Origin of the sequence: Posidoniimonas corsicana (assembly GCF_007859765.1) — a bacterium.
GTDB classification, from domain to species: Bacteria; Planctomycetota; Planctomycetia; order Pirellulales; family Lacipirellulaceae; genus Posidoniimonas; species Posidoniimonas corsicana.
In genome coordinates, this window is record NZ_SIHJ01000001.1 from 1,056,050 (window position 1) to 1,069,924 (window position 13,875).

At 65.8% G+C, this 13,875-nt stretch carries 9 protein-coding genes; 1 reads left to right on the forward strand and 8 read right to left on the reverse strand.

Features of this window, described 5'->3' with window-relative positions:
* Positions 1-469 precede the first annotated feature (469 nt).
* From treZ to KOR34_RS03990, 3 genes are read right to left on the reverse strand one after another with little or no spacing between them, the layout of a single operon-like run.
* The gene (gene treZ / locus KOR34_RS03980) at positions 470-3,064 is read right to left on the reverse strand and encodes a malto-oligosyltrehalose trehalohydrolase (RefSeq protein WP_146562417.1); all 2,595 of its coding nucleotides are present in this window, start codon (positions 3,062-3,064) and stop codon (positions 470-472) included.
* A 44-nt stretch (positions 3,065-3,108) separates the two neighbouring features.
* Positions 3,109-5,091, reverse strand: coding sequence for an amylosucrase (locus KOR34_RS03985; protein ID WP_146562419.1), 1,983 nt, complete (start codon positions 5,089-5,091; stop codon positions 3,109-3,111).
* Positions 5,075-7,303 carry an HAD-IIB family hydrolase gene (locus tag KOR34_RS03990; RefSeq protein ID WP_146562421.1) on the reverse strand — a complete coding sequence of 743 codons (2,229 nt, stop codon included), beginning with the start codon at positions 7,301-7,303 and terminating at the stop codon, positions 5,075-5,077. Before KOR34_RS03990 ends, KOR34_RS03985 begins: the two co-directional genes overlap by 17 nt.
* A 548-nt stretch (positions 7,304-7,851) precedes the next feature.
* Here KOR34_RS03990 and KOR34_RS03995 point away from each other — a divergent pair.
* Positions 7,852-9,759 (forward strand): type II secretion system protein GspD, encoded by a 1,908-nt coding sequence (locus tag KOR34_RS03995; RefSeq protein ID WP_146562423.1) that lies wholly within the window; start codon positions 7,852-7,854, stop codon positions 9,757-9,759.
* A gap of 6 nt (positions 9,760-9,765) precedes the next feature.
* On the opposite strand, the gene KOR34_RS04000 is transcribed toward KOR34_RS03995, so the two are convergent.
* From KOR34_RS04000 to KOR34_RS04020, 5 genes are all read right to left on the reverse strand, one after another.
* A complete protein-coding gene (locus KOR34_RS04000; RefSeq protein WP_146562425.1) occupies positions 9,766-10,479 on the reverse strand; it encodes a hypothetical protein in 714 nt (237 codons plus the stop codon).
* A gap of 265 nt (positions 10,480-10,744) precedes the next feature.
* A complete protein-coding gene (locus tag KOR34_RS04005) occupies positions 10,745-11,254 on the reverse strand; it encodes a type IV pilus modification PilV family protein (RefSeq protein WP_146562426.1) in 510 nt (169 codons plus the stop codon).
* The gene (locus tag KOR34_RS04010) at positions 11,251-11,754 is read right to left on the reverse strand and encodes a PulJ/GspJ family protein (RefSeq protein ID WP_146562428.1); all 504 of its coding nucleotides are present in this window, start codon (positions 11,752-11,754) and stop codon (positions 11,251-11,253) included. The genes KOR34_RS04005 and KOR34_RS04010 overlap by 4 nt, the downstream gene beginning before the upstream one ends.
* A complete protein-coding gene (locus KOR34_RS04015) occupies positions 11,751-12,233 on the reverse strand; it encodes a GspH/FimT family pseudopilin (protein WP_146562430.1) in 483 nt (160 codons plus the stop codon). The genes KOR34_RS04010 and KOR34_RS04015 overlap by 4 nt, the downstream gene beginning before the upstream one ends.
* Before the next feature lie 44 nt (positions 12,234-12,277).
* Complete coding sequence (locus tag KOR34_RS04020; RefSeq protein WP_197531122.1) at positions 12,278-13,567, reverse strand: HD domain-containing phosphohydrolase; 1,290 nt, start codon at positions 13,565-13,567, stop codon at positions 12,278-12,280.
* Between the last annotated feature and the right edge of the window lie 308 nt (positions 13,568-13,875).

The window sequence follows — 13,875 nt, forward strand, 5'->3', positions numbered from 1 at the left end:
CAGTCCGCTCGAAGCACTCGGCGAGTCGGCGTGAGTGGTTGAGCCAGCCGAGGGTGTGTTTGACGATCCGACGCCGGATGCCACGGTTGGCTCGCCAGCAGTGCGAAGCGGGTACCCGGGATCCACTGCGGGCAAGGCGAACAGTGGCACCCAGCATATACGTCAACGCCGTCACCGCGTAGGAAACAGTTCCGCGTAAGCCACAGCGGCTGGATCACCCGACCTGAGTTGCACCCGCTCACAACTCGCCGAGGTGTGCCCAACCTCCGTCGCAAGAGCGCGCCTCTAATCGTAATCGGTGTCTATCTCTGCCACTTAGAGAGGGACAAAGACGCCTCGGAGTGAAACAACGGCACTTTTTCTCGCCAGCCAGGACGGGATTGGTAATTGGTAACTGAGACGGCCAACCCCTACTCAGCGTCGTGATTGGCACACGGACGGACCACCTCGGCCGATGCTGACGCCCTCCCTACCGGCTAACTATCACGGCATGGTTCGGCGCCAGTCGTACGCGGCCTGCGGATTCGCTGTCCAGCGGCAGCGAGGAGTGGGTGACGCGGCCGTCGATGGGCAGCTCGATGGGGTCGGCCGGCTGGTGGTTCGGCGTGAGCCGGGCCAGCACGGTCGGTCCGCCGGCAGGGCTGTCGTACTGCAGGCGGAACACGTGCGACGAGTCGTCGTGGGCGCAGGACATGGCCTCGGGCGTCAGCCAGCCGGCGGCCAGGCCCTGCTTGCGGAGCGCGAGCAGCTGGCGGTACCAGTCGCGCATCGCCTGGTCCTGCAGACTCGGGTCGTGGCACTTGGCCATGCGGAACGACTGGCGTTCCGACGGCAGCGGCGCGCCCTTCCAGTCGTGGTGGGGGTACTCGGCCATGCGGCCCTTGTCGACGGCCCGACGCAGGCGGCGGTCGTGGAAGTCGGCGAAGAACGGGAACGGCGCGTCCACGGCCGACTCCTCTCCCATGAACAGCAGCGGGATGCTGGGGTACAGCAGCATCAGCGCGGCGGCCGAGCGCTGGTACTCCTTGGACGCCAGCTGGTGGATCCGCTTGCCCTCCGGGTGGTTGCCGACCGAGTCGTGCGTCTGCAGCGCGGTGACCAGCGATGGAAGGTAGGAGCGGTCGGGCAGGTCGCCGCCCAGGGCCTCGCGGGCGACGCGCACGTACTGGCTGCTCTCGTACAGGTAGCCGTGGTCGAGCGCCTCGCGGAGGTTGTGGGCGCCGTGGTACTCGCGGTTGGTGAGCTTGAAGTCGGGCGAGGCGTGCGTGTAGATCGAGTGCATCAGGCAGTCGGACCAGATGGCGTCGTAGCCCTTCAGGCCGCCGACGCTGGCCAGCAGCCGCTCGTCGTACACGTTCGACTCGCCGATCAGGTGCACGGCGCGGCCGGCACTCTGCTCGAAGTCCGCCACCGCGACGCGGATCTCGTCGAGGATGGTGTGCTGGCTGTCGTCGTGCATGAAGTGCACCGCGTCCAGCCGCAGGCCGTCGAGGTGCAGGTCGCGGAGCCAGTACAGCGCGTTCTCGACGACAAACCGCCGCACGTGCTCGCTGCGGCGGCCGTCGTAGTTGAGAGCGGCGCCCCACGGCGTGTGGTGCTTGCGTGAGAAGTACGGAGCGAACTCCGACAGGTAGTTGCCCTCGGGGCCCAGGTGGTTGTAGACCACGTCCAGGATCACCGCCAAGCCGGCGGCGTGGCACGCGTCGACAAATGCCCGGAAGTCGTCGGGGGCGCCGTAGTTGTGCGTGACCGCGTACAGGTTGACGCCGTCGTAGCCCCAGTTCCACTTGCCGGGTGACTGGGCCACCGGCATCACCTCGACCGCGGTCACGCCGAGGTCGACCAGTTCCGGCAGCCGCGCGATCGCCGACCGCAGGGTCCCTTCTTCGGTGAACGCGCCGGGGTGCATCTCGTAGATCACGAGGTCGCGTTTGTCGACGCCGGTCCAGGTCTGGTCGGTCCACGCGAACGCATTAGCGTCGACCACCTCCGACGGCCCGTGCACGCCTTCCGGCTGCCGGCGCGAAACCGGGTCGGGTCGCGCGGTCTGGCCGTGCAGCAGGTACTGGTACTTGTCGCCCGGTGCGGCGGGACCAACGCCGGCGAAGCAGCCGTCGGGCTCCTTGGTGAGCTCGAACCGCTGGCCGCCGTCCAGTTGCACACCGACGGTCTCGTGCGTCGGCGCCCACACGCGGAACGACGCCGTGGAAGAGGTCACCGGCACAGCGCCGATGGCGTCGGCGGGCGGGGGCCCGGGGTCGATCAAGCCAAACCAACGAGCGCCCTCCAGCACGCCGCTGCTGGCGGTTCCCGACGCCAGCCGCAGCCGGTTGGTCCAGCCCGCGGCCCGGTGCGCGTCGTGCACGCGGCGGGCGAGCTGGCGGTCCGCGTTGGCAACCACCACCGCGTTGTAGCCGGCGGTCAGGGCCGCGTAGTCGTTGCCGGAATCGCCGCAGAACACCACGGCCTGGTCGCTCCACCCGCACCGGTCGATCCACCACTCGAGGGCGTGGGCCTTCGACACGCCGCGCGGCAAGAGGTCGAGCAGCCCGTCGTTGTTGAAGGGGTCGACGCTGTGGATCAGCGAGTAGGGCGCGCCCAACTCGTCGAGCCGCTTCTGCACCTGGTCGGCGAGCCGCTCTAGCTGATCGGCGTCGGAGTAGTAGCTCAGCTTGAATGGACCCTGCTTCTCGTCCTCCTGGACCCGCAGCCCAGCGACCGGGGACAACCGCTCACGGAGTTCGGCGATCGGCAGCGGCGCGATCAGCCCTCCCAGGTGGTCCGCGTACGCGGCGACCGGGGCAAACTGCCCGTCGGCCTCGCGGTGGAAGATGGAAGTACCAACGTCGCACACGATGGTCTCGGGCGCCGGCAGGCCGAACTGCTCAATCGCGCCGAAGGCCGACTCGAAGTGCCGCCCGGTGACGAACACCAGGCTGACATCGTGGGTGCGCAGCTGGTCGGCCAAGACGCCGAGGTCGTGCGGGTTTTGCTCATCGCCGTCGAGGGGGATGAGGGTGCCGTCGAGATCCGTGGCGAGCACGCGGCGGTGTTGGGTGGACATCCGGGTCCTTCGGTAGGGTGGGGGCGGCGACGGAGGGCGGGGCGTCAGACGCTCTTGAGCCAGAGGATCTGGTAGGCGCCCAGCCGCATCGGGTCGCTGGTGGGGTAGGTGGCGCCGGAGATCTCGTCCTGGAAGAACCTGCCGATCGCCGCGGTGCGGAGCTTGTTGCCGTCGATCACCTGCTCCTCTTCGGAGAAATTGGCCAGCACCACCAGGCGGTGCCCCTCGAATCGACGCACGTACCCTAGCACGTGGTCGTTTGAGGTGCCGATCAGGTCCATGGCCTGCCCCGACAGGGCCGGCGACTCCTTGCGCAGCTTAATCATCCGCTGCATGGTCGTGAAGATGCGGGTGCGGATCGAGCCGTTCCCCGACGCGATGTGGTCGTCCAGCTCGTCGAGGAACTCCCACTGCATCTTGGGGCGGTGGATCCAGCGGGTGTCGCCCGCCTTGGCGGGGTCATTGGCGAACTCGTAGTCGTTCAGCATGCCCCACTCCTCGCCCAGGTAGAGCAGGGGGATGCCGCCGATGCTGAGCGTCACGCCGTGCAGCAGCAGCATCCGCTTGAGGGCGAGTTCCTTCTTTTCTTCGTCGTCTTCGTCGATGGCCTGCTCCAGGCCCGCGAGCGACGCCATCGTGCCGGAGATCCGCATGTCGCCGGTCTGCGGGTTCTCCTGGAACGGGACCCCACGGGCGAACGAGCCCGGGAACTGCCCGGTGTAGAAGTCGTTGAGGAACCGGCGGTGGTCGTACGCGTTGACCCCGATCGCTGCGGCGTCGGCGTCGTCGAAGGTCCAGCCGATGTCGTCGTGGCAGCGGAGGTAGTTGACCCACGAGGTCTGCTCGGGCAACTTGTGCCGGTGCGAAAGCGTCTGCCTGAGCAGCCTCACCCTCCGCGTCGCGAGCGACTCCCACAGCAACGCCATGAGCGTCGGGTTGTAGGAGATCTGGCACTCCTTGGGGCTGATGTAACGGACAACCTCGTCGGGGTGGACGATCGCTTCGGACTTGAACAGCAGGCCGGGCGTCGCGATCCGCGCCAGGCGGTTGAACGCCTGGATTAGCATGTGGGCCTCGGGCTGGTTCTCGCAGTTCGTGCCCAGCCGCTTCCAGATGAACGCGACCGCGTCCAGCCGCAGGATGTCTACGCCCGTGTTGGCGATGAAGAACATCTCTTCCAGCATCGCCCGGAACACGGCGGGGTTGCTGTAGTTCAGGTCCCACTGGAAGTTGTTGAAGGTGGTCCAGACCCACTGCTGCATGCCGTCGTGCCAGGTAAAGTTGCCACGGCGGACGGTGGGGAACACCTCGCGGAGCGACTGCTCATAGCGGTCGGGCTCGGTGCGGTCCGGGAACAGGTAGTAGAACTCCTGGTGCTCGCGGCTGCCGGCCTGCGCCAGTTGGGCCCACTCGTGGTCGTCGGCGGTGTGGTTGAATACGAAGTCGAGGACCAGCGAGATGCCGTTGGCGTGCAGCTCCTCGGCCAGCAGGCGGAGGTCGTCGATGGTGCCGAGCCGCGGGTCGACCGACCGGTAGTTGCTGATGGCGTAGCCGCCGTCGTTGTCGCCGGGGCGGACGGCGAACAGCGGCATCAGGTGCAGGTAGGTTAGGCCCAGCGACTTGAAGTACGGCACCTGCTCGCGGAGCCGACCGAGGTTCTCGCTGAACAGGTCGACGTAGATCGCCCCGCCGACCACGCCCTCGGACAGGAACCAGGAGGGGTCGTTGACGCGGTGCAGGTCGGTCTCGCGGAGCCGGTCCGAGCGGTCGGCCCAGGCTCCGGCGGCGGTCAGCAGCACCCGCTCGATGTGGTAGAAGAAGTCGTAGCGATCCCCGTACAGGCGGTACAGCAGCTTGAACAGCAGCGGCCAGTGCTCGGCCAGGCGGTTGTCGAACGACCGCCGGTCGGCCTCGTCCATCGAGGTCCGCCGCCAGTGCTCTTCCAGCCGCGGACGCAGCCGCTGTAGGGTCAGGTCTGCCTTGAAGGAGATCTCATCGAGGGCGCCGTTGTTATTCAATCCTGTCATTGGGGATGACTAGCTGATCCAAAAAGTTGTAGTACTCAATCCCCTCAAGGATTCCCGCGGCGTGCTCCGCCTTGGCGAAGTAGATCCTGGGCCGATTCTTCAGGCGGTTCAGCTCCGAGCTGTGGTTCCCGACCACGATCCCCAGCGACCGCCCCAGCAGCATGCCGGCGTCGTTGCCGGAGTCGCCGGCGACCAGCACGTCCTCAGGCGCGAAGCTCCACTTCCACAGGATGTGCCGCATCGACATGTCGCTGCCGCCGCGCACGGGGATCACATCCAGGTACATGCCCAAGGACATGATAACCTTAGCACGCAGCCCCGCCTCTCGGAGGGTTTTCTTGATTACACTGATCTTGGGGGCGACGGCCGGGTCCACCTCGTAGCTGATCTTGAATTCCGACTGGTGGCTCTCGTCCTGCGGGTACAGCCCGGGCAGCTCGTCCAGCACGTTGCGCACCGCCTGGCAGTTCCAGGCGTAGCCGATCGCGCGTCCCCAGCTGCGGTCGGGCGTAAGGTGCTCGCCGTAGTGGAGCCGGGTGCCGCAGTCGGTCACGATCAGGTCGGGGCGGGGCAGGTGGAGCTCCTCGATCAGGCCCATCGCGCTGTCCAGCGTGCGGCCCGTGTCGATCCCGAGCCCGACGTGGTCGTTCTCCTGCATCAGGTCGATGAACTGCCGCAGCGACTCGTCGTCCCCGGTCAGGGTGTTGTCGAGATCGGTGATGATCAGCCGGTCGAACTCCGGCAGCCGCCGAGAGGCCGACTTGCGGGACAGCAGCGGCGGAGGCGAGTGGTTGAGGATATCGGTCAGGTCACGCAGGTAGCGGCTGGCGTGCTTGTCCCACGAGTAGTGCTCGCGGGCCCCTTTCACTCCGTTAGCGGACCACTCCTCCCACAGCTCTGGCTCGGTCAGCGACCGCAGCAGGGCCCGCTCAATGGCGCCGCCGTCCAGCGGGTCGACCAGCAGCCCATTGCGGCAGTTGGCGATGATGTCCTGGGGGCCGCCGTCGTTGGTGGCGATGATGGGCAACCCCGTGGCGCCCGCCTCGAGCAGCGTCAGGCCAAAGGGCTCGGTCAGCGCAGGATTGATAAACACGCCCTTCGACTTGGCGGCCAGGCGGTACAGGTCGGGAACGTCGCCGGTGGCGTGCGTCTTCGGGTAGGCGACCTTGCCGTACAGGTCGTACCGGTCGATGGCGTGCAGGATATTCGTAAGCACTTGCTGCTGCGGCTTGGGCAGGTCGCGGATGTCGTCGCGCGTGCCAAGGATGAGCACCAGGTTGGCCTTCTCCTGCAGGTCCGGGCTCTCGCCGTACACCTGCACGAGCTTCTCAAGGTTCTTCCGCTCGTCCGGCCTCGCCAGCGTGAGGATGATGGGCTTGTCGGGCTCGGTCAGGAACCGATCGAGCTCGTCGGCGATCGCGGGCCGCTCCCAGTCCTCCCCGGCGGGCCAGAACGCTTGGAGGTCGACGCCGGGTGGGATCACCTCCATCCGCGAGGGGACGTAGTGGTCGTAGATCTCGTACTGCTGCTGCACCTCTTGGTTGGTGCTAGTGACAATCATCGCAGCGGTTTCGAGGGCGGTCTCCTCGGCCTCGACGCGCGCGTTGAATTTGTACTTCGATTCCAGCGAGTCGGACGGCCCCTTGCCGAGCGACAATCGCTGCTTCTTCACCCTGCCCAGCGAGTGCCCCGTAAACACAAAGGGAATGTGCAGCAGTCGCGCGAGCTGCGCACCGGCGAGCCCCGCGTCGGCGTAGTGGCCGTGAATGATGGCCGGCAGCCCGCGCCGCTTGAAGTGCTGCAGCGCCTGATCGACGAATATGTCGATGTACGGCCACAGCGACTCCTTCTTTAGGTACCGCTTGGGACCGAAGGGGATCCGCACGATCTTCGCTCCGTCGCAGATCGGCTCCTCGAGCTGGGCGTAAGAGTCGTCGATCGACGGATCGATGATCTGACGGGTCATCAACTCGACACCGCCGACCTGGGGCTGGTTGGCCAGGCAGCGCGCCAGTTCGAGCACGTACTTGATCTGCCCGCCGGTGTCGGCGTCGTACCCAAGCTGCGGGTCGTGGGCGCGGATCAGTCCGTGGAGGCTGATCAGGGTTACCTTGAGCTTGCCGGGCCGCGTGAACGGCAGCGGCGCCGGCTCGAATTGGTCCGAGACGCTAGGGGATTCAGGAGCTTCCACAATCTCTAGGCTGTTTTCCATTTTGAGGACGTAAGGCAGGCTTGGCTGCTCGCTCGGTCGCCGAGAGGAAGATGACTCACGGCCCGACAGGGATTTGGGGAGTATTCCAGAGAAAGTCGGGAAGGGAGCAAAAGGCGTGCCCTTCGCCCAGGACTCACCTCAACCATACAGCATGGGCTGGAGTCCGCCAGGACGGGCCATGGATGCTGCGCGAGTCGGCGCCGGCTGTACAGCAAGCGCCCGGATTGGCCAGTTGGCGACCACATGGGTTCCAGTAAACCACATCCCTGGCCTGAATTCACCCCTCCAGCGGGTCTCAAGCACCCGCCGCTCGGTAGGTAGTGCCGGGAGAAGCGATCGGATTCTCATGTCGCAGCGTCCATACGCACCCGTCACATCAGCCGGCTGGCCTCGGTTCGCACTGTCTTCGCCGACCGCGATTAGCCGCCCTCCGCCGATAACGACGTAAACCGGCGCGTCCGATCATCCGATAAACCCGATAGAGTTTGCGCAGTTATGCGCGCACGCCGAGACAACGCTAGCGACGCTGCCAGACCCGGCGGCCGTGAATGCCTGCAAGTAGATCCAACAAGAACAGCGGCCGTGCCGCGGGCGCCGGCAGTCCAATCCTGCTGGCGGTTGCCGTCCTGTGCGCTGGGGCGGCCGGCTACTGGGCAAGATACTCTGCTCCACACGTTCAATCGCGGGCGGCGTCGCCAACCGGCGATGACCTGGTCCCTTTACCGCTGCCGATCGATATGTCGGCGCCCGCCATCGCAATTAAGTCGCCTAAGGAGTCGGTTGAGCAGGCGGTCGAATGGCGGGAGACGCCGCTAAGCAATACGGTCACCAACGCTTCAACCGATCGGTACCTCTTCGCCCAGGCGCCGGCGGTCGGTAATCAGGTCGGCGATGAGTGGTCCGGGCCGGACGTGCTGCCCACGCCGTCCCAAGTATCGCCACCAGATGCCGTTCCACCGCCGGCTGAGCCAACACCACGGCGGCTCGTGCTGCCGCTCGACCAGCCTGGCAAGTTCGACGGATCGGTACAGACATCCAACGGAATGGTGTCGGTCGCGGTCCGCCAAGCGCCGCTGCACTCGGTGCTGTCTCTGCTCGCGAAGCAGCAGGGCTTGAGCATCGTGGCGAGCAGCTCGCTAACCCAGCCGGTCACGGTGACGCTGCAGCCCACCACCCTCGAGAACGCGCTGGACGCACTGCTTTCGGTCGCCGGCTGCACGTGGACCAGCCGCAATGGCGTTATCTACGTGACGGAGATGAGCAAGGACTCTGCCTCCAGCCCGTTCTTCCAGGGACGCGAGGTCCGAGTGTTCACACTCAACTACGCCGCGGCGGATGACCTGGAAAAGGTGGTCACTGGCCTACTCTCTCCCGTGGGGAAGGTGTTCATCCGGCAGTTGAACCCCGCCGACAACCTCCGCACTGCCGAGCAGATTGTGGTGGAGGACCTGCCGCCGTTCATTGAACGGGTCGCGGACTATATTGCTCAGGCCGACCAGGCGCCGCGGCAGGTAATGATCGAGGCCCGCATCCTGCAGGTGCGGCTCGGCAAGGACAAGGACCACGGCGTCAACTTCGACGCCCTGACCCGCATGAGCGGGGCGCGCGTTCACCTGTGGACCAAAGGGTTCGCCGACGAAGAGGGCCCCGGCATGGTGTTTACCGTGGACGGGACCGACTTCAACAACGTGATCGATTGCCTCACGAACACGGTCGACGCAAAGACGCTCGCCTCTCCGAAGACGCTGGTGGTCAACGGCCAACAGTCGAAGATCCAGATCGGCCGCCGCCTAGGCTACTTTGTTACAACCACCACGCAGACCAGCACGCTGCAGGATGTGAGGTTCCTCGACGTCGGCGTGGTGCTGCACGTCACCCCGACGATCACCGCGGATGGGCGGGTGCTCATGCAGGTTGCTCCTAAGGTCTCCAGCGGCGATATCAACCCCACCACCACGCTCCCTGAAGAAGAGACCACCGAGGTCGAGACCTCGGTTATCGTGCCAGACGGCCACGGGATCATCATCGGCGGGCTCATACAGGAGTTCGACGCCGACCGGCAGAGCAAGCTCAGCGGGCTGGGCGACCTGTGGGTGGTAGGGCGGCTTTTCCAGAGCCGGCAGGTCGAACGCGAACGTCACGAGGTGATCGTGGCGCTGCTTCCGCGGATTGTCGATTGCTCCTCCTGCGAAGACGCCGACGAACTCGACCGCGCCCGCTCGCCTCTGCTCGAGCCGCATCTAGCCCCGGCGTTCCGCCCCTGGGAACCCGCGCTGCCTGACGCCGCCCACCGGCCGCTGTGGTCCGTGCGGAAGGGGGGAAAATCCGGCTCGGCCTGCGTGGTCGAACCGAGTCTTCCTCAGGTGGGTAGTGAACAGCTGCCGCACCCCGTGTCGGCGCCGGCAGCGGAGGGGCTCGCGTACCCCGAACCGGTGCGACTGCCCGCCGTCGAGTAGCACGTGCTACAGCAAGAGTCCGCCAACGACGGCGTCGTACACGCCTGCCCCCGGAACAAGCAGACGCACCTTCAGTACGCCGACACAGGGTCGTTCCTCGCCCACTGCGTCGGCGAGCTGCCTCAGCGGCACTCGAATCACGGCACCGTCACTCCCGAACGACTCTACGGTCAGCGGCTGCTGCCACTGCTGAGTCGGGAGCGGCAAGTGCTCTCCGCGGTGGTTGATGTGGTACGCCTGTAGCTCGCAACGTGCCGACCCTTCCACCGGAAGCAGCCGACCGTTCGCATCGAGGGGCTGGACCCAGGCCAGGACGCCGTCGACATTCGCGTCCGAATCCCAGTTAGCGGCCCGAGCAACCACTTGCAGGGAGGCAACGCGTGGATCGTATCCATTGCCCAGACGTGCAACCACCACAGGATCCGCCACTACCGACGGGTCAGCAACGAGTCCTACCTTCCATTCCTCCGCAACTCCCGCCGCCACGTCAACGACCGCATCGGCAGGCGTGACGCTCGTTATCGAAACGCCATCACTTGCTGCCGTTAGCCACAATCGGCTGTTTGTCGTCCGTGCGTCGACGAAGCCCCGCAAGATTCCGCCGTCGGTGGTCGAAACGACCACTGCCTCTCCCACCTGACGCCCACCCCAAGGCGACCGGCTCTCCTGAGCGGCGACCGAGGTCACGGTGAGCAACAGCAGCGAAAGAGCGCGGAACACAGATCAGCCTGGGGCAAGGGCAGTGTTGGACTGCCATCCCCATCATGCAAGCCGAACGCCAAGCGCGGCGTTTCGCCGTACACGCGACCACAGTTCAGTCCGATCCAGGACGGCCAAACCCATGCAGGAGAAGTGTTTAGATGGCCGGACGGCGGTTCGCCCAGATCGCCAGAGTGGCGGCAACCGAAACAAAGATTGTTGCGTTCAGGCAACAGGCCGATGCGGATTCGCCACAATTGGCCGACAACTATGACGAAGCGGTCCGCTACAGGTCACACTTCAGCGTTACAAGCTGCGCCAGCGTTTGCCCGTCACGGCTGACGGTGACGACGATCCGCTTGACGCCCTGGTCAAAGATGGTGAATGCGTCGGGGTCGTCCCGGTCGACGTACCACACCTGCACCGACCGGGTCCATCCGTCGCCATTCTTCGCGGTGGTTCCGAGCATGTTCTTGGGCGGCGTCTCGGACAGGCCGGAGTAGTCGTCCACGTCGTCGAGCGTCATGCGGTTGTTGGTAGACTCTCCGGAGTCGGTTCCGAACCACCAACTCCCACTTGGCTCGGTGTACGCCTGGGTGTGGATTTCGGACGCCAAGTGCTGCGCGAGCAGCATCGCCCGCGCCCTGTCGACATTGTCCATCCGTCCAGTAATCGTCGCGCCTACGCAGCGTAGCGCGCCGACGAACACCAGCCCGACCAGCAGCGAGCAGATCGCTGCCTCGAGCAGCGTGAATCCGCTGCGACGCGAAACTTGGGGGTGACGTACGGCGTTCATTCGGCTGGGTTCATCGGGCGGACGATCGACTCCATCGCTGCACGGCTGTCCGCGCCGCACTGGATCCAGTACCGAACGTAGTTCACCGTGTCGCCGGTTACGTAGTAGGAGAACTGGAGCGTTTGCACGTCCTCGACGACGACCGCTGCATCCTCACCGTTAACGGATCGCGTCAACGGCGCCCCGGGAACGTTTGACCAGGCGTAGCGGATAGACTCGACCGCCGAATCGGCGTCGCCGCGGTCGGCGACAGTAAACGTGCACGACCGGGGCTGCTGCTCGGTGATGTCGATGGCGTACTGGAACTCGTTGGCGAAGTCGGCAACCGCCTTGGCAGACTGCAGGGCAGCCCGCTCCGGGGTAGCGTCATCGTCACTCGCTTCGAGCGCGATGCGCAATGGCGCGGACATGCCCGCGAGGAGCACGGCCGCTATGAGCATCGCGACGGACAACTCGACCAGCGACATGCCTCGGCGAGTGGAAGGCGGCGGATTGGTCATGGCAGGGTTGCCCTCCCTGTGCCGTCGTCAACACTAACCGTGGTCTGAAAAGTCCCCGCCTGAACAACGACGGCGCCCGCCGCGTCGGGTTCGCCAAACTGGTCGAACACCACCTGGGAGGCGCCGTCGAAGTCCGCCGACACAAGCGAGGCGGAGTAGGGCGTATCGGCGAGACTCGTCGCATAGGCTTCCGACGACTGCCGCAGGCCCTGCACCTCGGACACCTGGCACGTGCTGGACGCGACATCGAATGACACCGTCACGCTGCGGCTGCGGGCCATGGCGGCCGAACGAGCGTACTCCAGGTCCGCTCGCACACGCTCAGCGGCGGCAAGACTGCGCTGGCGGTTGAGGCTATCGACGAATCGCGGCGTCGTAACCGCGGCCAGGATCCCCACGACGAACACCATGATCACGGCGTCGACGTAGGTGGCGGCGCGGCGGCAGGGTGCGGTCTGGCGTGCTGCGGTAGAGGGCATAGCATGGCGCCAATCTGGTCGCGGGGCAGGGCGGGCTGACCGTGCTATAGCCCCAGGTCGGTGGTCACCGCGTGTGTTAAGATCTCGCTCGCGTCAAAAGTGACCGGAGTGTTTTCGGGACTGCTCTCCAGCGGGTCCAGGATCTGCCGCAGGTGGTCCTTCCAAGTGCGCGTAATCTCATGGACATCGGCAGCCGCGGCAAAGAACGCGTCGACTACCGCCGAATCCCACTGCTGGCCGGCGCCGCGGCGAAGGATGCCTTCGGCCTTCTCCCAGGGCATGCCTGAGCGATAAGGTCGGTCGCTGGTCATGGCGTCCCATGCGTCGGCGACCGCAATGATCCGCGCAACAAGAGGGATCTCCTCCCCCTTCAGTCCGGCGGGGTAGCCGCCTCCGTTGAGCGATTCGTGATGGTAGAGCACGCCGTCTAGCAGGTTGCGGAGCGGCTTGAGCCGCTGCAGTAGCCGCCACCCGCACTCGGGGTGCCGCTTGATCTGGTCGAACTCCTCGTCGGTCAGCTGCCCCGGCTTGAGCAGCACGTCGTCCGACACGCCGACCTTCCCGACGTCGTGGAGCAGGCCGGTCAGGTAGATCTCGTGGCAGGTCGGCTCTGGCATGCCGAGCTCGCGGGCGATGCGGCGGGACAGCAAAGCGACGCGGTCGCTGTGGCCGCAAGTGTAGGCGTCTTTCGCTTCGATGACGCCCACCAGGGTGTGGATCGCGTCCACTACGAGCTCTTCTTTCTCTCCCACCAGGCGCACGTTGGCGGCGTGGGTGGCGAGCAGCACCGTGGCCGCCTCGAGAAGCGACGCCTCGACCGATCCGATCTCGTCACTCCCCAACCCCGCTTCCGTCGGTGCGCCGCGTTGCTGCTTGTTGACCCCCAACAGCCAACCGAACAGCCGCCCGTCCTTCCTGATGGGGGTTAGGACGAAGCTGCGGACGCCCGGTAGGTCATGCTGCTCGACACCGACAGCGTGGTCAGCCAGCAGATTGACCACCGCGACTCCCGTCTCGCGCCGGGTCAGGGAAGCGATGGCTTGTGTCCATTGGACGTCGCTAGCTTGGAGATCGCCTTCGCGCAACGCCACCGCGCCGACCTCGCCGTCCGCCGCTTGGTCAGCCAACACCAGCGCGATGCCTTCGAGCCCGGCCACCTGACGCATAGACGGCAGCACGCCCGCGGCGACGTCCGACAACTGTCGCGTTGCGTCGCAGTACTCGACGTGGTTCGCCAGCCGTCGGAAGAAGGACAGCTCCTCAAAGCTCTCGGCCAGCCGATCGCCGTAGCCGTTGGCCAGCTCACGCAGCTCCGCTACCTCGCTTGCAAGCATGTGCTCTCGCACGCAGCTGGAGGCAAGGGAGTGGGCGTACTGTTCCGCGGAGAGTTCAACGCAGCCACAAACTAACGTTGCGTCACCTGCCGAACCCGGGCAAACGCACGCGACTGACAGCCCTTGTTGGAACTGCCGGATCTGCGGACCGGCTACACGGGCGTCGACCAGCTCGTCAAACCATGCGGACTGCTCCGTCGTCGCCGGCCGCATTGCGTCCGAGTGATGCCAGTCTCCCGACGTCCGGCGCCAGACTTCGAACGGCGTCGAGAACCGTTCGGCAAGTTGTGCGGCTAGCGAGGCGGCTT

Bases quoted from the DNA above. Each gene is read 5' to 3' on its own strand.
- treZ (WP_146562417.1), bottom strand. From the start codon at position 3,064: ATGTCCACCCAACACCGCCGCGTGCTCGCCACGGATCTCGACGGCACC.
- KOR34_RS03985 (WP_146562419.1), bottom strand. From the start codon at position 5,091: ATGACAGGATTGAATAACAACGGCGCCCTCGATGAGATCTCCTTCAAG.
- KOR34_RS03990 (WP_146562421.1), bottom strand. From the start codon at position 7,303: ATGGAAAACAGCCTAGAGATTGTGGAAGCTCCTGAATCCCCTAGCGTC.
- KOR34_RS03995 (WP_146562423.1), top strand. From the start codon at position 7,852: ATGCCTGCAAGTAGATCCAACAAGAACAGCGGCCGTGCCGCGGGCGCC.
- KOR34_RS04005 (WP_146562426.1), bottom strand. From the start codon at position 11,254: ATGAACGCCGTACGTCACCCCCAAGTTTCGCGTCGCAGCGGATTCACG.
- KOR34_RS04010 (WP_146562428.1), bottom strand. From the start codon at position 11,754: ATGACCAATCCGCCGCCTTCCACTCGCCGAGGCATGTCGCTGGTCGAG.
- KOR34_RS04015 (WP_146562430.1), bottom strand. From the start codon at position 12,233: ATGCCCTCTACCGCAGCACGCCAGACCGCACCCTGCCGCCGCGCCGCC.
- KOR34_RS04020 (WP_197531122.1), bottom strand. From the start codon at position 13,567: ATGCTTGCAAGCGAGGTAGCGGAGCTGCGTGAGCTGGCCAACGGCTAC.